Genomic DNA, 17,714 nt, shown 5'->3' with positions numbered 1-17,714 from the left:
ATCGACAAGGAGACATCGCCATGACAGCCGTTCTCGAAGGACAGGTCGCCATCGTCACCGGCGCCGCGCGCGGCATCGGCCGCGGCATTGCGCTGACGCTGGCAGGCGCGGGTGCCGACATCCTGCTCGCGGATCTGCTCGACGACGCACTCGACGCAACCGCGCGCGAGGTGCGTGCGCTCGGCCGGCGCGCGGCGGTCGCGAAGGTCGACGTCACGCAGGCCGCGCAGGTCGACGCGATGGTCGCGCAGGCGCTCGCCGAACTGGGCCGGCTCGACATCCTCGTGAATTGCGCGGGCGTGATCAGCATTCATCCGGTCGAGGCGTTGACCGAGCGCGACTGGGATTTCGTGATGGACGTGAATGCGAAGGGCACGTTTCTCGGTTGCCGCGCGGCGCTCCCGCATCTGAAGGCGCAGCGCAGCGGCCGGATCATCAACGTCGCGTCGATCGCCGGCAAGGAAGGGTTTCCGAATCTCGCGCACTACAGCGCGTCGAAATTCGCGGTGGTCGGCTTCACGAACGCGCTGGCGAAGGAACTCGCGCGCGACGGCGTGACCGTCAACGCGATCTGTCCGGGCATCGTGCGCACCTACATGTGGGACCGGCTGTCCGACGAATGGAAGAACGACGGCGAGTCGGTCGAGGCGTCGTGGCAGCGGCACCAGCTCACGCTGATTCCGCAGGGCCGCGCGCAGACGCCGGAGGACATGGGCCGGCTCGCGCTGTTCTTCGCGACGATGGACAACGTGACCGGCCAGGCCGTGAATGTCGACGGCGGCTTCACGTTCCACTGACGGCCGCAGGCCGTGCAATCCGTCGCCGGGGCGTTGCCGCGGCGGCATTCGCAGTCAGACCTACCCAGGAGACACACATGACCGTTTCGACACAGCTCAGCAGGGACAAGCTGCTGGACGCCTACCGGCTGATGCGCACGATCCGCGAATTCGAGGAGCGCCTGCACGTCGAGTTCGCAACCGGCGAAATTCCCGGCTTCGTGCACCTGTACGCGGGCGAGGAGGCATCCGCGGTCGGCACGATGCTGCACCTCGGCCTCGACGATTACGTCGCCACCACGCACCGCGGCCACGGCCATTGCATCGCGAAAGGCGTCGACGTGCACGGGATGATGGCCGAGATCTACGGCAAGAAGACGGGCGTTTGCCACGGCAAGGGCGGCTCGATGCACATCGCCGACCTGGCGATGGGGATGCTCGGCGCGAACGGGATCGTCGGCGCGGGCGGCCCGCTCGTGTGCGGCGCGGCGCTCGCGGCCAAGCACAAGAAGACGGGCGGCGTCGGCGTGTGCTTCTTCGGCGACGGCGCGTCGAACCAGGGCGTGATCTTCGAATCGATGAACCTCGCGTCGGTATGGCGGCTGCCGGCGATCTTCGTGGCCGAAAACAACGGCTATGCGGAAGCGACGTCGTCGAGCTGGTCGGTCGCGACCGACAACATCGCCGATCGCGCGAACGGCTTCGGGATGCCCGGCGTGATCGTCGACGGCTTCGACTTCTTCGCGGTGCACGAAGCGCTCGGCGAAGCGGTCGCGCGTGCGCGCAACGGCGGCGGCCCGACGCTCGTCGAGGTGAAGTTCACGCGCTATTTCGGCCACTTCGAAGGCGATGCGCAGACCTACCGCGCGCCGGGTGAAGTGCAGAAGCTGCGCGACGAGAAGGACTGCCTGAAGCATTTCGAGACGCGCGTCGTGCGCGCCGAAGCGCTGACGACCGACGAGCTGCGCGCGGTCGACGCGCAGGTGAAGGCGCTGATCGACGACGCGGTCGCGCAGGCGAAGGCCGCGCCGCTGCCCGATGCCGCCGACCTGCTGACCGACGTGTACGTGTCGTACCCGTGAGCGCGATCTGACCCAGCAGCCGGTACGGCGAACCGAACATTCCAGGAGACAGACATGGCAAGGAAGATCACTTATTCGCAGGCGATCAACGAGGCGCTCGCGCAGGAAATGGCGCGCGACGACAGCGTGATCGTGATGGGCGAGGACAATGCGGGCGGCGCGGGCGCGCCGGGCGAGGACGACGCGTGGGGCGGCGTGCTCGGCGTGACGAAGGGGCTGTTCCACAAGTTTCCGGGCCGCGTGCTCGATACGCCGCTGTCCGAAGGCGGCTACATCGGCGCGGCGGTCGGCGCGGCCGCGTGCGGGATGCGGCCCGTCGCGGAACTGATGTTCATCGATTTCATGGGCGTGTGCTTCGACCAGATCTTCAACCAGGCCGCGAAATTCCGCTACATGTTCGGCGGCAAGGCGGTGACGCCGGTCGTGATCCGCGCGATGTACGGGGCCGGCCTGCGCGCGGCCGCGCAGCACTCGCAGATGCTCACGTCGCTGTTTACGCACATCCCGGGGCTGAAGGTCGTGTGCCCGGCGACGCCGTACGACGCGAAGGGGCTGTTGATCCAGGCGATCCGCGACAACGATCCCGTGATCTTCCTCGAACACAAGCTGCTCTATACGCGCGAAGGCGACGTGCCTGAGGAATCCTATGCGATTCCGTTCGGCGAGGCGAACATCATGCGCGACGGCGACGACGCGACCATCGTCACCTACGGCCGGATGGTGCATCTCGCGACCGACGCGGCCGCGAAGCTCGCGAAGGACGGCATCCAGGTCGACGTGATCGATTTGCGCACGACGTCGCCGCTCGACGAGGAAACCATCCTCGAAAGCGCGGAGCGCACCGGACGCGTGGTGGTCGTCGACGAAGCGAATCCGCGCTGCTCGATCGCGACCGACATCGCGGCGCTCGTCGCACGGCGCGCATTCCATTCGCTGAAGGCGCCGGTCGAACTCGTGACCGCGCCGCATACGCCCGCGCCGTTCGCCGGCGTGCTGGAAGACCTGTACATCCCGTCCGCCGATGCGATCGCGCAGGCGGTACTGAAGACGAGGAGCTGACACGATGTCGATTCACATGATCACGATGCCCAAGTGGGGGCTGTCGATGGAGCAGGGGCAGGTCAACGGCTGGCTGAAGGCGCTCGGCGAGCGCGTGACGAAGGGCGACGAAGTGCTCGACGTCGAGACCGACAAGATCTCGTCGGGCGTCGAGTGCGCGTTCGACGGCACGCTGCGCCGGCAGGTCGCGCAGGAAGGCGAGACGCTGCCGGTCGGTGCGCTGCTCGGCGTGGTCGCCGCCGCCGAGGCGAGCGATGCGGACATCGATGCGGCGATCGCCGAATTCCAGCGCGACTTCGTGCCGAGCGCGGCGTCCGACGAAGCGGCCGGACCGCAGCCCGAGAAGGCGCAGATCGGCGGCCGCACGGTGCGTTTCCTGAAGCTGGGCGACGGCACGGGCACGCCCGCCGTGCTGATCCACGGCTTCGGCGGCGACCTGAACAACTGGCTGTTCAACCATGCGGAGCTCGCCGCGCACCGGCCCGTATGGGCGCTCGATTTGCCCGGCCACGGCGAATCGGGCAAGGCCGTCGACACGGGCAGCCTCGACGAGCTGGCCGACGCGGTGCTCGCGCTGCTCGACGCGCAGCACATCGAGCGCGCGCACCTGATCGGCCACTCGATGGGCGGCGCGATCGCGATGGCGGCGGCCGAGCGTGCGCCGCAGCGCGTGGCGTCGCTGACGCTGATCGCGAGCGCCGGACTCGGTGCCGAGATCAACCGCGGCTACATCGACGGTTTCGTCGCCGGCAACAGCCGCAACACGCTGAAGCCGCATCTCGGCGCACTGTTCGCGGACAACGCACTCGTCACGCGGCAACTGGTCGAGGATCTCGTCAAGTACAAGCGGCTCGAAGGCGTGCAGGCCGCACTCGAGAAGATCGCGAACGCCGCGTTCGACGGCGCCGCACAGCGTCGCGTGTTCCGCGACCGCGTCGCGGCGCTCGCACCGCGCACGCTCGTGATCTGGGGCGAGCGCGACCAGGTGATTCCCGCGCAACATGCGCACGGCTTGCCGGATGGCGTGCGTGCCGAGGTGATCGCCGGCAGCGGTCACATGGTGCAGATGGAGGCGGCCGCCGACGTGAACCGCCTGATCGTCGCATTCCTCGGAGACTGACGATGGCCGCCGCGCTTGAACGACCCAGCTTCACCGCGCTTGGCCAGCCGGGCGCGAGGAGCCGCGACAAGCTCGCGCGCATTCCGGTGCGCATCGAGCCCGCGGCCGGCGCGGCGCTGCCGAAGCCGCCGTGGCTGCGGGCGCGGCCGATGATGAGCGGGGCGGTCGCCGACATGGCGGCCGTGCTGCGCGATCACCGGCTGCATTCCGTCTGCGAGGAGGCGATGTGTCCGAACATCGGCGAATGCTTCGCGCAGCGCACGGCGACCTTCATGATCATGGGCGGCCTGTGTACGCGGCGCTGCCCGTTCTGCGACGTCGCGCATGGCCGTCCCGAGCCGCTCGACCCGGACGAGCCCGCGCGGCTTGCCGATGCGGTCGCGGCGCTCGGGCTGCGTTATGTCGTGATCACGTCGGTCGACCGCGACGATCTGCGCGACGGCGGTGCCGCGCATTTCGCCGCCTGTATCGCAGCGGTGCGCGCGAGCGTGCCGGGTATCGGCGTCGAGGTGCTGACGCCCGATTTTCGCGGCCGCGTCGCCCGTGCGCTCGACGCGCTGTCGGTGGCGTGGCCTGACGTGCTCAATCACAACATCGAGACGGTGCCGTCGTTGTATCGCGCGGCGCGACCGGGCGCCGACTATCGCGGCTCGCTCGAACTGCTTGCGCAGGCGAAGGCCGCGCGGCCGACGCTCGTGACGAAATCGGGATTGATGCTCGGGCTCGGCGAGCGGGACGACGAGGTGAGGCGCACGCTGCGCGAACTGCGCGCGCAGGAGGTCGACGTGCTGACGCTCGGCCAGTATCTCGCCCCGTCCGCGCACCACCTGCCGGTGCGGCGCTACGTGAGCCCGGACGCGTTCGCCGCTTGGCGCGACGAGGGGCTTGCGCTCGGTTTCAGAGAGGTGGTCGCCGGTCCGCTCGTGCGCTCGTCGTATCACGCGGCCGACGTGCTGGCGCACGCGTAGGCAGCCGGCGGCGCGTCAGGCGCGCACGGGCAGGTGGGCGCGGCTCACGCGCCGCAGATACAGCGCGAGCCCCGCGCCCGCCAGCATCAGGCTGATCGTGTTGGCGAACCAGAAGCCGCGCGCGCCCGTCAGCCACGCGGGTGCGATGCCGCCGACGTCGAAGCCGATCACGTAGCCGCCGCCGAGCCCCACGCCCCACAGCGCGACCGCGTAGATCACGGTCGGCACGACCGCGACCTTGTACGCGCGCAGCACGAAGGCGGACGTGATCTGCAGCGCGTCGAAGAAGTGATAGCAGGTGACGATCGCGACGAGCGGCAGCGCGGCGGCTGCGACGGCCGGATTCGGCGTGTAGCCGCTGACGATCAGCGGACGCAGCGTGAACACGAGCACGCCGTACGCTGCGGCGATCCCGCACGCGAGCATCACGCTGTGGCGTCCGAGCAGCCGTGCCTCGTCCGGGCGGCCGGCGCCGAGCGCGCGCGCGACGAGCGTCGACGCCGCCACGCCGATCGACAGCGGCGTCATGTACAGTACCGCGCCGATGTTGCCGGCGATCTGGTGGCCGGCGAGCGTCGTCGTGCCGAACTGCGCGATGAAGAGCGCCATGCACGTGTACGACGTGACTTCGATCAGGTACGACAGGCCCATCGGCACGCCGAGCTTCAGGATCGCCTTCTGGCGCGCCCATACGGGCCAGCAAAAGCGCGAGAAGATCGACAGCGGCGCGAACACGTCGAGCTTCGCGAGCAGCGTGAAGCCGATCAGCGCGAGCGCCCAGTTGATCAGCGTGCTCGCGAGCCCGCAGCCGGGGCCGCCGAGCGCCGGCACGCCGTAGCCGCCGAAGATGAACCACACGTTGAGCGGAAACTTGAGCAGCAGCGCGCCGATCTGCAGGATCATCGCGAGCCGCGGCTTGCCGGCCGCATTGGTCAGCGCGTTGTAGATCCGGAATACGAGGCTGGCCGGCAGGCCGTACGACAGGATGCGCAGGTAATCGACGGTGCGGTCGTGCAGCGCGGGCGGCGCGTGTGCGATATGCAGCAGCGGTTCGGGAAAATGCAGCAGCAGGAAGCCGGGTGCCGCGAGCATCAGCGCGAGCCACAGCGCCTGGCGGACTTCCTCGCCGATCTCCGCATGGCGCCGCGCGCCGTACAGTTGCCCGGTGATCGGTTGCAGCGCGGACAGGATGCCCGTCAGGCCGATGTAGACGGACACGTAGATCGACGAACCGAGCCCGAGCGCGGCCAGGTCGATGGCCGAGTAGCGGCCGACCATGGCCGTGTCGATCACGCCGAACGCGATGATCGCGAGCTGGCCGACGAGCACCGGCCATGCGAGGCCGACGATCCGGCGGATGTCGGCGAACATCGTCAATCGACCACCCGGTGGCGCGGGCCGCGCCGCTTGACCGGCGTCTTCGGCCGTTCGATCCGCTCGTACAGGCGGAAGCGCTCGTCGCGGTCGGCGACGCGGCGGCCTTCCCACACGAGACGCCACACGTATTGCGACATCGCGCTCGGCTCGCCGAAGTCGGAGCGGTCCTGGCGCAGGATCACGTCGCAGTCGCCCGAGAATTCGAAGTGCATGTCGCCGAAGTACGCGAAGGTCGCGATCTGCGCATCGCCGAGCCGGACAGGCGAGATGCACTCATAGTCTTTCGGCAAGTGGGACGCGATCTGTTGCGCGACGTCGCTGTAGGTCCGGCCGTAATTGACGATCGGCAGCCACAGCGTCATCAGCAGCACCCACATCAGCGTGGTGCCGGCGCCCGACAGCACGACGCTGCGCCACAGCACCTTCGGCTGGCGCGAGATGCGCCAGCGCGCGAGCATGAACCAGCAGACGGTGACGATCACCGCGCAGACGAACGACAGGATCTTGAAATGCGGCTCGTAGCCGGGCACGAGACGCGCGAGGTTACGCGCGAGCGGATGCGGGAAGCCGGTGAGCGACGCGAGCCACACGAGCCAGACGAAGGAGCCGAGAATCGTGAAGCTGAGCACTGCGAACCAGTCGATCGCATTGATCGCGCCGCGCTTGAGGGTCGGCAGCGCGAAGGTCGCGAGCACCGCGAGCGGCGGCAGCAGCAGCATGTACATGCGGTTCGACTGCTGGCTCTGCAGGATCACGAGTGCGATGAGCGGCACCACGACCGACAGCGGAATCGCGATGTGCGCGCGGCGGCGCATGCCGGTCCAGCTCCACCACGCCCAGATCGCGAGCGGCCACGCGGGCCACGTGAAGAGCGGCAGGTTTTTCGCCGCATAACCGAGCACTTCGGTCGGCGGGCCCGAGAAGCGCATCAGGCTGCCGTGGATCCACTGGTTGAAGAACCATGCGGCGTCGTCGGGCGCCGCGTGGAGCGCGGCGAGCGGCCACAGCGCGAAGATGGCGGCCGCGAGCGGCACGCCGATCATCGGCAGGCGCAGGTTGCGCATCTCCGGCGTGACGAGCCACAGCGCGGCCGTGCCGGCGAGCAGTGCGACGACGAGCACGGGGTTGCCGGACAGCGCGACGAGGCCGATCGCGACGCCCCACCACAGCGCGCCCTGCATCGGCTTGTCGATGCCGCGCACGATGCCGTACACGAGCATCGCGATCCATGCGAACTGGGCGAGCTGCGGCGTCGTTTCGTGGCCGCGTTCCGCGAGTCCGAAGCAGGCGACGAGGATCAGCAGCGCGCCGTCGGCGAGCGTGCGGCCGTAGTCGCGCGGCTCGGGCTCGCCGCCGAATGCGTACTTGAACGGCTGGACTTCGGCGCGCCGGCCGAGCAGGTAGGCGGCGTACCAGACGAACGCGCACGCGATGCAGAACAGCACGCCCGTGTCGACCCGCGATGCGTTGCTCGCGTCGACCCACGGCGCCAGCGCGCGGATCGACAGCGCGCCGAGCCAGTAGCCGAGCGGGCCGTCCGTCGTAATGAACTTGCCGACGAGGTTCGGCAGCAGCCAGTCGTGCCACTGGCCGGTGGCCATCGTCCACATGACGCCGAAGCCCGCCGCGTCCTCGTTCTTCCACGGGTCGCGGCCGAACAGGCCGAACGCCGCATAGACGAGGCACAGCGTGAGCAGCAGCCAGCGCGGCAGCGCGCGCGTGGCGGAGGCGGTCAGACGAACGACAGGCTTCATGCAGATGAGCGATTTGTTATGAGCGGGCGGCCGGCGCAATCGTGCGCGCTCGCGCCGATTTCGAGCATCCGGCATTGTAGACGCGCCGGACGATGCGCGTCAGACGATTGCCCGGTGCCGGCCGCCGGTTTGCCGGCGAGCGGAGACAAAAAAGGGCAGCCTGGGCTGCCCTTTCGTGCGGTACCGGTGCATTGCAACCACCGGATCGGTGCAAGGCTTACTTTGCAGCAGCCTTGCCGTTGGCGCGTGCGCCGAACTTGTTCTTGAACTTCTCGACACGGCCTGCCGTGTCCATGATCTTTTGCTGACCCGTGTAGAACGAGTGCGATTCCGACGACACTTCGATCTTGGCGAGCGGGTAGGTTTTGCCGTCGAGTTCGATGTTTTCACGCGTCTGGATCGTCGAGCGCGTGATGAACTTGAAGCCGTTCGACATGTCTTGGAAGACGACTTCGCGGTAGTTCGGGTGGATGCCTTCTTTCATGGTCTTTCCTTGGTGAGAGCGGTAGCCAACCCGCCGCTTGCCGTGCCGGATCGCGCAATGTGCGCGGATCAGCCGACGTCAAGCCCGGCGCGAGCCACTTGCCTAAGGTCGAAAAACGGCGATTATGCCAGAAAATCAGATGGTTGACGAATATTTTTCAACGTGCGTCGAGCGCGCCGGTGCCGGCCGGATCCTGCCGGTAATAGCGGGCGAGCAGCCGGTAGAGCTCCGGAAATTCGGACTCGAACGCGCGCGGTCGCACGAACAGCGCTTCGCTGCACACCGCGAAGAATTCCGACGGGTGATCGGCCGCATACGGATCGATCAGCGAGTCGCGCTCGAAGCGTGCCCACGCACGGTCCGGCACCGCATCGACCCGCGCGCAGAACTGATCGTACGCGTGTTCGAACACGTCGGCCCATGCCTGCGCATCGAGGTGCGGCGCATGCCAGCGGCGAAATAGGGGCGGATAGCCGTCGGCCGCGCCGTTCACCATGTCGATCTTGTGCGCGAACTCGTGGATCACGACGTTGTACGCGTCGCGGCCGTCGGTCATCTGCGCGTCTTCCCACGACAGGATCACCGGGCCGCCTTCCCATGCTTCGCCGCTCGCGTCCTGCTCGACTTCGTGCACGACGCCGTCCTCGTCCTGCACGGTCTTGCGGATCACGAATTCGCCTGGGTACACGACGACGCCGACCCAGCCGTCGTACAGCGACAGGTCGAGATTCAACACGGGCAGGCACGCTTGCGCGGCGATCGCGACGACCATCGCGTCGGTCAGCTCGAGCCCGTGCGCGGTCGAAAACGATTTCTTTGCGATGAACAGGCTCGTCAGCTCGCGCAGCCGGCCGACGTCGCCCGGCGGCAGCGCGGCGAGGAACGGCAGCCGCTCGACGGTCTGCTGCCACAGCGCGTCGGGAATCGGATGGCTGCGCAGCGCGCGGTCGCGGCGGCGCTCATCGAACCAGCGGGTCAGTTTCGAAAGCATGGAGACGGCATACGGAAATCCAAAGCCTGTCTTTTAACTCAATCGATCTCTTTTTGCCATGCCGCAAAGAGGCCGCCGATGAGCGCGACGCCCGCGAGGAAATAGAAGCCGTCGAGCGATGCGAGGAACGACGCCTGCTGTGCGACCATCCGCGCGATCGATGCGATCGCGAGGCTGTGCGCTTCGTTCAGCGCGTGGCCGGCCGCCGCGTAGCTGTGCGTGAGGGCGTCGACGGTTTGCTGGAACACCGGATCGAACGCGTTCGCACGCTCGACGAGCCGCGTCTGGTGCACGGCCAGGCGGTGCTGTTCGACGATGATCACCGACGACGTCGCGAACGAGATCGTCAGTTGCCGCACGATGTTCTTCAGCCGGTAGCCGTGCGTGTATTCGTCGATCGCGAAGATGCGGAACGTCAGGTTCGCGACGGGCAGCACGATGAACAGCAGCAGCAGCCCGCGCAGCAGCAGCGGGCCGATCAGCGCGGCCTCGCCGACCTGCGGCGTCATCCGCGTCATCCACAGCGCGGCGATGATCGCGATCGCGAACCCCGGCACGACGAACCATTTCTTGTGCGTGACGAGCTTCGCGTAGCGCAGGTAGGCGAACAGCGCGGTGGCCGAGATCAGCGACATCGAGCCGACCAGGCGCCCGGCGTTCTCGACCGGATAGCCGAGGCCGCCTTCGAGCATCCGGGAGGTCAGGTAACTGAAAGCCGTCGACTCGTAGTAATAGAACATGTACAGCAGCAGCCCGACCTGGAACGTGCGCTCGCGCAATGCATGCAGCCGCACGAGCGGCGTCGGATGGTTCCACTGGTGATACGCGAACCACGCGAGCGCACCGAGGCCTGCGATCGTCAGCAGGATCAGCATCGGCGAGCCGCTGTAGAGCTGATAGTGCACTTGCTGCAGCACGATCTGCAGCGCGCCTTGCGCGAGCGCGAACACGACATACGGCCAGAAGTGCCCGGAGCCGCGTTCGTCGTCGGGCGTCCTGCCCGAATCGGGCAGCGTGAGCAGGGCGAGGATCGCGAACGCGATGCCGGCAGGCGCCGTCCATGCGAACAGCGCGCGCCACGTCGAATGTGCGACGAGCAGCCCGCCGACGATCGGCGCAAGCGCGCTGCCGAGCAGGATCATGATCAGGAACGCGCGCGTGGCGGGCGGCCGTTCCTGCGGCTTGAAGCTGATCTGGATCAGGATCCGGCAGGCGCCCATCATCGGTCCGATGAAATAGCCCTGAAAGCCGCGCGCGAAGGCGAGCTCGAGCGACGTGTCGGCGAGCGCGGCCGCGATCGCGCCCAGCGAGAACATCAGCATGCAGCCGGCGACGTAGCGGCGATGCCCGAGCCGGTCGACCCACCATTGCTGCTGCAGGATGCCGAGCACGGCCATGACCGCATACGCGCTCGACGACCACACGAGCTCGTCGGGCGACGCGTTGATGCCTCCGGCAATGTAGCTCGCGAAGAACGAGAAGGCCGCGTTGTCGAAATAGTCGATGCCGGTGACGAGCGCGAGCGCCCACGGGAACAGGTCCGCGCGCAGGTTCGCGCGGCTCCACAGCGGCGAGCGGTCGGGCGCGAGGTTCATGCCCGGTCCTTGCGCGAGCGGCGTGTGCCGGCTTCGGCCTGCCGCTGCGCGATCAGCGCATCGGGGTTTTCGCCGGCGAGACGCCGTTCGATGTAGTCGATGTCGTGCTGCAGTTCCTTGCGCAGCGCGACGGCTTCCTTCAGTTCACGCTGGACGGCCGCGATCCGCTCGTCGAGCGTGTCGATCTGCGCGGCGAGGCCGGTGCGGATTTCGCGCAGCGACGTGTCGGAGTAACGGCGTCGCCCGTCGCCCGTTTCCTCGAGCGGGCGCTTGAGCATCTCGGTGATGCCGTGCAGCGAGAAGCCGAGCGAGCGCAGCCGCAGGATGCGGGCGAAGCGTTCGAGATCGGCCTCGTCGTACAGCCGGTAGCGGCCCCCGCTGCGCGACGGGGTGACGAGCCCGCGCTCTTCGTAGTACTTCAGCGTGCGGGGCGTGACGCCGAGCCGCGACGCGGCGTCGCTCACGGTCAGCAGCGAGGGGGAGGCGTCGTTCGGCATCGGGGCGGGAATTCGGTCGGCAGGGTGACGCGATTATAGATCAACCTGTACGTTCACGTTCAGGTTGGGGCCGAAAAACGGCCGCCGGGCGAAACGCGGGCGGCCGTTCTTGCGGGCGAGGGCGATCAGCCGCCGCGGCGCATCAGGTCGAAGAACTCGGAATTGCTCTTCGTCTGGCGGATCTTGTCGAGCAGGAATTCCATTGCCTCGACTTCGTCCATGTCGTGGATGAACTTGCGCAGCACCCAGATCTTCTGAAGGATCTCGGGCTTGATCAGCATTTCTTCGCGACGCGTGCCCGACTTGTTCAGGTTGATCGACGGATACACGCGCTTTTCCGCGAGACGGCGCTCGAGGTGCACTTCCATGTTGCCGGTGCCCTTGAACTCTTCGTAGATCACGTCGTCCATGCGGCTGCCGGTTTCGATCAGCGCGGTGCCGATGATCGTCAGCGAGCCGCCTTCCTCGATGTTGCGCGCCGCGCCGAAGAAGCGCTTCGGACGCTGCAGTGCGTTCGCGTCGACACCGCCCGTCAGCACCTTGCCCGACGCCGGGATCACGGTGTTGTACGCACGTGCGAGGCGCGTGATCGAGTCGAGCAGAATCACGACGTCGTGCTTCATTTCGACGAGGCGCTTGGCCTTCTCGATCACCATTTCGGCGACCTGAACGTGGCGCGTGGCCGGTTCGTCGAACGTCGAGGCGATCACTTCGCCGGCGACCGAACGCTGCATTTCGGTCACTTCTTCGGGGCGTTCGTCGATCAGCAGCACGAACAGGATCACGTCCGGGTGGTTCTGTTTGATCGCGTGCGCGATGTGCTGGAGCATCACGGTCTTGCCGGACTTCGGCGACGCGACGAGCAGGCCGCGCTGGCCTTTGCCGATCGGCGCGATCATGTCGATGATGCGGCCCGTGACGTTCTCTTCGCCGCGCATTTCTCGCTCGAGCGACAGCGGCTTGTTCGGGTGCAGCGGCGTGAGGTTCTCGAACATGATCTTGTGTTTCGAGGCCTCGGGCGGCTGCCCGTTGACTTTGTCGACCTTCACCAGCGCGAAGTAGCGCTCGCCGTCCTTCGGCGTGCGGACTTCACCTTCGATCGTGTCGCCGGTGTGCAGGTTGAAGCGGCGGATTTGCGACGGGCTGATATAGATGTCGTCGGTGCTCGCGAGGTACGACATTTCCGGCGAGCGCAGGAAGCCGAAACCGTCCGGCAGCACTTCGAGCGTGCCGTCGCCGAAGATCGTCTCTCCCGTCTTGGCGCGCTTTTTGAGAATGGCGAACATCAGCTCCTGCTTGCGCAGGCGGTTCGCGTTTTCGATCTCCAGGCCATTGGCCATTTCGATCAGTTCGGACACGTGCAGAGACTTGAGCTCGGATAAATGCATACGGAGAACCCGCCAGGGAGGAGAAGCGACGAAAAGAAATAAAGGGAGGAGGGCGAGCGGAGGCGCTCTGAGACTTAATGCGTCTTGTAGACGTTTTTTGATTCTAGCATACGCCGATTCACGCCTGAGCGGCCGATCGGCGGCTTGACGGCAGACGTGTTGTCGGTTGACAACACGTCTGCGGAACGGCCGGTATTACAGGTGGCTGTCCAGGAATGCGGTGAGCTGCGACTTCGACAGCGCGCCGACCTTCTGTGCGGCGGCCGCGCCGTTCTTGAACAGAATCAGCGTCGGGATGCCGCGCACGCCGAACTTCGCCGGCGTTGCCTGGTTGTCGTCGACGTTGATCTTCGCGATCTGCAGCTTGTCGCCGTAATCCTTCGCGACTTCGTCGAGGATCGGGGCGATCATCTTGCACGGGCCGCACCATTCGGCCCAGAAGTCGACGAGCACGGGCTTGTCGGATTTGACGACGTCCTGTTCGAACGATGCGTCGCTGATGTGTTTGATCTGTTCGCTCATTGGGTCAATACCTCTTACGGTTCGGGGACTGCCTGCTTGGCGCGTTGCGGCGCTCCGGCCGCCTGTCGGCTGCCGGCCGCTGCGGCAGGTAGCTCCGCTCTCCGGAAGGAAGGGCGTAAGCGCTGCGTGGCGCGGCTCGCGGGTCGTTCGGGCGTCATATTAGCCTAAATTGCTATCTGCTGCGGGCGGCGATAGTAGCCGCTTCGCGAGTAGGGGTACGACGCGCCGTTCGACCGTTGTGCTTCGAAGGTGGAGGCCTGCGTGTGAAATACAAGAGCCGCTGCATATAACCACCGTCCAGATGCGTGTTCGCGCGGGCTTTGCGATCGCGTCGCGCGCGCCGGTCTGCGCAATCCTTGGCATTGTTGCGAACAAACGGTCGCATTCGGCGGGAAGCGGTGATAGAATATGCCGTGACGGGCCTCCTCGCATGGTGGGGCGGTGAACCTGGTCAGGTCGGGAACGAAGCAGCCACAATCGTTTTCTGCCAGTGCCGAGGGTTGGGCTCGTCACCTTTCCTTTCGCCCCGTTCGCCGGGCGATTTTTATTTCTGCGTCATTCTCCGTTCTACCCGCGCTTTGCCCGTCTTCCGCACCGTTTCGCGTGTCGGCGCGACGCGGCGTTACTGATACAATTTCCCGATGACCTATCAAGTTCTCGCACGCAAGTGGCGTCCGAAGGATTTCGCTTCGCTCGTCGGCCAGGAGCACGTCGTCAGGGCGCTCACGCACGCGCTCGACGGCGGGCGTCTCCATCACGCCTATCTGTTTACCGGCACCCGCGGCGTCGGCAAGACGACGCTGTCGCGGATCTTCGCCAAAGCGCTCAACTGTGAAACCGGCGTCACGTCGCAGCCGTGCGGTGTGTGCCGCGCGTGCCGCGAAATCGACGAAGGCCGTTTCGTCGACTACGTCGAGATGGACGCGGCGAGCAACCGCGGCGTCGACGAGATGGCCGCGCTGCTCGAGCGTGCCGTGTACGCGCCCGTCGATGCGCGCTTCAAGGTCTACATGATCGACGAAGTGCACATGCTGACGAACCACGCGTTCAACGCGATGCTGAAGACGCTCGAGGAGCCGCCGCCGCACGTCAAGTTCATCCTCGCGACGACCGATCCGCAGAAGATTCCCGTGACCGTGCTGTCGCGCTGCCTGCAGTTCAACCTGAAGCAGATGCCGGCCGGGCATATCGTGTCGCACCTCGAGCGCATTCTCGGCGAAGAGCGGATCTCGTTCGAGCAGCAGGCGCTGCGTCTGCTCGCGCGTGCCGCGCAGGGCAGCATGCGCGATGCGCTGTCGCTGACCGACCAGGCGATCGCCTATTCGGCGAACGAAGTGACCGAAGCGGCCGTGTCGGGCATGCTCGGCGCGCTCGATCAGACCTACATGGTGCGCCTGCTCGATGCGCTCGCGGCCGGCAACGGCCCGGAGATTCTCGCGATCGCCGACGAGATGTCGCTGCGCAGCCTGTCTTTTTCCACCGCGCTGCAGGATCTCGCGAGCCTGCTGCACCGGATCGCATGGGCGCAGTTCGCGCCGGGTTCGGTGCTGGACGAATGGCCGGAAGCGGCCGATCTGCGGCGCTTCGCGGAAACGCTGAGCCCCGAGCAGGTTCAGCTGTTCTACCAGATCTCGACGGTCGGACGCGCGGAGCTCGGCCTTGCGCCGGACGAGTATGCGGGCTTCACGATGACGCTGCTGCGGATGCTCGCGTTCGAGCCGGCTGCCGGTGCCGGCAGTGCGCCTGGCGGCCAGCCGGCCGTGCCGCGCGCCGTGCCCGCGCCGCGCGCGGAAGCGGCTGCTGCGCCGGCGGCGTTGGCCAGGAAGCCGGCAGCGCCCGCGCCGGCGGCACGCCCGCAAGCCGCTGCCGCTCCGGCTGCGCCAGCGGTGCGTCCGTCGCCTGCACCATCCGCCGATACGGCAAGTCCCGCTGCCGTGAAACCTGCGGCCGCACCGGCTGCAGCCGATGTACCTGTTGTGCCGGTTGTGCCGGTTGTGCCGGAGCCGCAGCCGGAAGCCGATGCGGCACCGCAAGCGGCCGTGACGAACGATGCGCCGCCGGCTGTCCGCAAGGAACTGGAGCCGCCCGTTGCGATTGCGATCGAGGGCAATGACGAACCCGCGCCGCTGGCTGAACCGGCGCCGCGTGCTGTGCCGGCCGAGCCGGCTGCGCGTTCCGCGGCGCGCGGTGGCGCGGCGGCCGCACTCGACGTGCTGCGCAATGCCGGCATGCGCGTGTCGTCCGACCGCTCGCGGGCCGGCGCTGCGCCGAAGCCGGCAGCCGCTCAGCCGGCCGCCGAGAAACCGGCTGCGTCGCGTCCCGCCGTGCAGGTGCCGACGCCGCGCGCGACGGCTCGCGTGCCGCAGGCTGCCGACACGCGTCAGGCTCCGCCGCCGTGGGAAGACATCCCGCCGGACGAATACGTGCCGCTCAGTGCGGACGAGATGTTCGGCGGCGCGGCCGACGACGGCTTCGTGCCCGTGTTCGACAGCGGTCCCGACGACGTGCGCATTGCGCCGAAGCCGGCCGAAGCCCGTCCGTCCGCACCGGTCGACACGCGCCCGCTGCCGCCCGCGATCGCGCTCGATCCGGTCGGTTTCGACGGCGAATGGCCGGCGCTGGCCGCACGGCTGTCGCTCAAGGGCGTCGCGTATCAGCTGGCGTTCAACAGCGAGCTGACGGCCGTCGACGCGACGACGCTGAAACTTTCCGTGCCGGTGCCGCAGTACGCGGATGCCGCGCAGGTCGCCAAACTGAAGGCTGCGCTGGCCGATGCGCTCGGCAAGCCGGTCGAGGTCGCGGTCGAGGTCGGGCCCGCGCGACGCACCGCAGCGGCGCTCGACGCGGCCGCACGCGCGGCGCGCCAGCGCGAGGCCGAGCAGGACATCCACGGCGATCCGTTCGTCCAGCAGCTGGTGCGCGACTTCGGCGCGCGCATCGTCGAAGGCTCGGTGCGGCCGCTCGCCGATTCGGCGCCGGACGCGACGCCGCCGACGCTGCATTGAACGATTCGCACCGCAACAGGCACAATCACGCCCGCACACATTGACCGGCACGCACCGCGTGCCGGTTTTCACACGATCAAGAAGGAGTATTCCCATGTTGAAAGGCAACCTCGCCGGACTGATGAAGCAAGCGCAGCAAATGCAGGAAAACATGAAGAAGATGCAGGAGCAGCTTGCGCAGATCGAAGTCGAAGGGCAGTCGGGTGCCGGCCTCGTCAAGGTGACGATGACCTGCCGCAACGAAGTGCGTCGCGTGGCGATCGACCCGAGCCTGCTCGCGGACGACAAGGACATGCTCGAGGATCTCGTCGCCGCTGCGTTCAACGATGCCGTGCGCAAGGCAGAAGCCACGTCGCAGGAAAAGATGAGCGGCATGACGTCGGGCCTGCCGCTGCCCCCGGGCTTCAAGCTGCCGTTCTGAGCGTAGCGTCCGTTCCGCTCGTTCAGCTTTCAGCCGCCGTATGAAACAGCCGTCCGCCCTGTCCGCGCTCGTCGAAGCGCTGCGCATCTTGCCCGGTGTCGGGCCGAAATCCGCGCAGCGCATGGCGTACCACCTGATGCAGCACGATCGGGAGGGCGCGGAGCGGCTCGGCCGGTCGCTGCTGTTCGCCACCGAGCACCTGCAGCACTGCGAGAAGTGCAACACGTTCACGGAAGCGCAGATCTGCGAGGTCTGCAGCGACGAGGAGCGTGATCCGACGCTGCTGTGCGTCGTCGAGACGCCTGCCGACCAGATCATGCTCGAGCAGACGATGACGTACCGCGGGCTCTACTTCGTGCTGATGGGCCGCCTGAGCCCGCTCGACGGCATCGGCCCGAAGGAAATCCATTTCGACCGCCTCGTGCGGCGCGCGTCCGACGGGATCGTCAAGGAGGTCGTGCTTGCGACCAACTTCACGAACGAGGGCGAAGCCACCGCGCACTACCTCGGCCAGACGCTGAAGGCGCGCGGACTCGCGGTCACGCGCCTCGCGCGCGGCGTGCCGGTGGGCGGCGAGCTCGAATACGTCGACGCGGGCACGATCGCCCGCGCGATGCTCGACCGCCGCACGATGTAAGTCTGGCGCCGCTGGCCGGCGGCGCCGTTCCTCATGTC

16 protein-coding genes and 1 other RNA gene are annotated in these 17,714 nt (G+C 67.3%); 9 read left to right on the top strand and 8 right to left on the bottom strand.

The features are described from left to right. Positions 1 to 20: 20 nt before the first annotated feature. From BME24068_RS29630 to lipA, 5 genes are all read left to right on the top strand, one after another. Complete coding sequence (locus BME24068_RS29630) at positions 21 to 797, top strand: SDR family NAD(P)-dependent oxidoreductase (protein WP_174928180.1); 777 nt, start codon at positions 21 to 23, stop codon at positions 795 to 797. Positions 798 to 874: 77 nt separating this feature from the next. Continuing rightward, positions 875 to 1,858, top strand: coding sequence for a thiamine pyrophosphate-dependent dehydrogenase E1 component subunit alpha (locus BME24068_RS29625; protein WP_174928179.1), 984 nt, complete (start codon positions 875 to 877; stop codon positions 1,856 to 1,858). 54 nt (positions 1,859 to 1,912) lie between these two features. Then, entirely contained in the window at positions 1,913 to 2,917 is a 1,005-nt protein-coding gene (locus BME24068_RS29620; RefSeq protein WP_174928178.1) for an alpha-ketoacid dehydrogenase subunit beta, read from the top strand. A gap of 4 nt (positions 2,918 to 2,921) precedes the next feature. Continuing rightward, positions 2,922 to 4,037 (top strand): acetoin dehydrogenase dihydrolipoyllysine-residue acetyltransferase subunit, encoded by a 1,116-nt coding sequence (locus tag BME24068_RS29615; RefSeq protein WP_174928177.1) that lies wholly within the window; start codon positions 2,922 to 2,924, stop codon positions 4,035 to 4,037. Between the two features lie 2 nt (positions 4,038 to 4,039). Next, on the top strand, positions 4,040 to 5,005 hold the full coding sequence (lipA, locus tag BME24068_RS29610) for a lipoyl synthase (protein ID WP_174928176.1): 966 nt from the start codon (positions 4,040 to 4,042) through the stop codon (positions 5,003 to 5,005). A 15-nt stretch (positions 5,006 to 5,020) separates the two neighbouring features. Here the strand turns inward: lipA and BME24068_RS29605 are convergent, their stop codons facing one another. The 8 genes from BME24068_RS29605 to trxA form a co-directional block, all read right to left on the bottom strand. Further along, positions 5,021 to 6,376: an MATE family efflux transporter gene (locus BME24068_RS29605; protein WP_174928175.1), complete on the bottom strand. Its 1,356-nt coding sequence runs from the start codon at positions 6,374 to 6,376 to the stop codon at positions 5,021 to 5,023. 2 nt (positions 6,377 to 6,378) lie between these two features. Next, entirely contained in the window at positions 6,379 to 8,211 is a 1,833-nt protein-coding gene (locus BME24068_RS29600) for an ArnT family glycosyltransferase (protein WP_174928174.1), read from the bottom strand. A 142-nt stretch (positions 8,212 to 8,353) separates the two neighbouring features. Next, the gene (locus BME24068_RS29595) at positions 8,354 to 8,620 is read right to left on the bottom strand and encodes a type B 50S ribosomal protein L31 (protein WP_050013208.1); all 267 of its coding nucleotides are present in this window, start codon (positions 8,618 to 8,620) and stop codon (positions 8,354 to 8,356) included. 157 nt (positions 8,621 to 8,777) lie between these two features. Beyond that, positions 8,778 to 9,611 carry a M90 family metallopeptidase gene (locus BME24068_RS29590; protein ID WP_096502988.1) on the bottom strand — a complete coding sequence of 278 codons (834 nt, stop codon included), beginning with the start codon at positions 9,609 to 9,611 and terminating at the stop codon, positions 8,778 to 8,780. 38 nt (positions 9,612 to 9,649) lie between these two features. Continuing rightward, positions 9,650 to 11,206 (bottom strand): MFS transporter, encoded by a 1,557-nt coding sequence (locus BME24068_RS29585; RefSeq protein WP_174928173.1) that lies wholly within the window; start codon positions 11,204 to 11,206, stop codon positions 9,650 to 9,652. Beyond that, positions 11,203 to 11,703 (bottom strand): MerR family transcriptional regulator, encoded by a 501-nt coding sequence (locus BME24068_RS29580; protein WP_174928172.1) that lies wholly within the window; start codon positions 11,701 to 11,703, stop codon positions 11,203 to 11,205. The genes BME24068_RS29585 and BME24068_RS29580 overlap by 4 nt, the downstream gene beginning before the upstream one ends. Positions 11,704 to 11,828: 125 nt before the next feature. Beyond that, on the bottom strand, positions 11,829 to 13,091 hold the full coding sequence (gene rho, locus BME24068_RS29575) for a transcription termination factor Rho (RefSeq protein ID WP_006478662.1): 1,263 nt from the start codon (positions 13,089 to 13,091) through the stop codon (positions 11,829 to 11,831). A 195-nt stretch (positions 13,092 to 13,286) separates the two neighbouring features. Beyond that, positions 13,287 to 13,613, bottom strand: a complete 327-nt coding sequence (trxA, locus tag BME24068_RS29570; RefSeq protein WP_006402348.1) for a thioredoxin TrxA — start codon at positions 13,611 to 13,613, stop codon at positions 13,287 to 13,289. Positions 13,614 to 14,028: 415 nt separating this feature from the next. On the opposite strand from trxA, the gene ffs reads away from it, so the two are divergent. The 4 genes from ffs (at position 14,029) to recR (ending at position 17,676) form a co-directional block, all read left to right on the top strand. Next, positions 14,029 to 14,127: signal recognition particle sRNA small type (gene ffs / locus BME24068_RS29565), an RNA gene on the top strand. A gap of 127 nt (positions 14,128 to 14,254) precedes the next feature. After that, positions 14,255 to 16,618: a DNA polymerase III subunit gamma/tau gene (locus tag BME24068_RS29560; RefSeq protein WP_174928171.1), complete on the top strand. Its 2,364-nt coding sequence runs from the start codon at positions 14,255 to 14,257 to the stop codon at positions 16,616 to 16,618. 94 nt (positions 16,619 to 16,712) lie between these two features. Beyond that, positions 16,713 to 17,039 (top strand): YbaB/EbfC family nucleoid-associated protein, encoded by a 327-nt coding sequence (locus BME24068_RS29555; RefSeq protein WP_006755698.1) that lies wholly within the window; start codon positions 16,713 to 16,715, stop codon positions 17,037 to 17,039. Positions 17,040 to 17,079: 40 nt separating this feature from the next. Further along, the gene (gene recR / locus BME24068_RS29550) at positions 17,080 to 17,676 is read left to right on the top strand and encodes a recombination mediator RecR (protein WP_096508746.1); all 597 of its coding nucleotides are present in this window, start codon (positions 17,080 to 17,082) and stop codon (positions 17,674 to 17,676) included. Positions 17,677 to 17,714 lie beyond the last annotated feature (38 nt).

The organism is Burkholderia anthina (genome assembly GCF_902498995.1).
In the GTDB taxonomy this organism is placed as follows: domain Bacteria; phylum Pseudomonadota; class Gammaproteobacteria; order Burkholderiales; family Burkholderiaceae; genus Burkholderia; species Burkholderia anthina.
This window is presented reverse-complemented; position numbering and strand designations above follow the sequence as displayed.

What these genes read in the sequence shown, in the direction of transcription:
- BME24068_RS29630 (WP_174928180.1), top strand. Translation starts at nt 21, where the DNA reads ATGACAGCCGTTCTCGAAGGACAGGTCGCCATCGTCACCGGCGCCGCG.
- BME24068_RS29625 (WP_174928179.1), top strand. Translation starts at nt 875, where the DNA reads ATGACCGTTTCGACACAGCTCAGCAGGGACAAGCTGCTGGACGCCTAC.
- BME24068_RS29620 (WP_174928178.1), top strand. Translation starts at nt 1,913, where the DNA reads ATGGCAAGGAAGATCACTTATTCGCAGGCGATCAACGAGGCGCTCGCG.
- BME24068_RS29615 (WP_174928177.1), top strand. Translation starts at nt 2,922, where the DNA reads ATGTCGATTCACATGATCACGATGCCCAAGTGGGGGCTGTCGATGGAG.
- lipA (WP_174928176.1), top strand. Translation starts at nt 4,040, where the DNA reads ATGGCCGCCGCGCTTGAACGACCCAGCTTCACCGCGCTTGGCCAGCCG.
- BME24068_RS29605 (WP_174928175.1), bottom strand. Translation starts at nt 6,376, where the DNA reads ATGTTCGCCGACATCCGCCGGATCGTCGGCCTCGCATGGCCGGTGCTC.
- BME24068_RS29600 (WP_174928174.1), bottom strand. Translation starts at nt 8,211, where the DNA reads ATGCCGGATGCTCGAAATCGGCGCGAGCGCGCACGATTGCGCCGGCCG.
- BME24068_RS29595 (WP_050013208.1), bottom strand. Translation starts at nt 8,620, where the DNA reads ATGAAAGAAGGCATCCACCCGAACTACCGCGAAGTCGTCTTCCAAGAC.
- BME24068_RS29590 (WP_096502988.1), bottom strand. Translation starts at nt 9,611, where the DNA reads ATGCTTTCGAAACTGACCCGCTGGTTCGATGAGCGCCGCCGCGACCGC.
- BME24068_RS29585 (WP_174928173.1), bottom strand. Translation starts at nt 11,206, where the DNA reads ATGAACCTCGCGCCCGACCGCTCGCCGCTGTGGAGCCGCGCGAACCTG.
- BME24068_RS29580 (WP_174928172.1), bottom strand. Translation starts at nt 11,703, where the DNA reads ATGCCGAACGACGCCTCCCCCTCGCTGCTGACCGTGAGCGACGCCGCG.
- rho (WP_006478662.1), bottom strand. Translation starts at nt 13,091, where the DNA reads ATGCATTTATCCGAGCTCAAGTCTCTGCACGTGTCCGAACTGATCGAA.
- trxA (WP_006402348.1), bottom strand. Translation starts at nt 13,613, where the DNA reads ATGAGCGAACAGATCAAACACATCAGCGACGCATCGTTCGAACAGGAC.
- BME24068_RS29560 (WP_174928171.1), top strand. Translation starts at nt 14,255, where the DNA reads ATGACCTATCAAGTTCTCGCACGCAAGTGGCGTCCGAAGGATTTCGCT.
- BME24068_RS29555 (WP_006755698.1), top strand. Translation starts at nt 16,713, where the DNA reads ATGTTGAAAGGCAACCTCGCCGGACTGATGAAGCAAGCGCAGCAAATG.
- recR (WP_096508746.1), top strand. Translation starts at nt 17,080, where the DNA reads ATGAAACAGCCGTCCGCCCTGTCCGCGCTCGTCGAAGCGCTGCGCATC.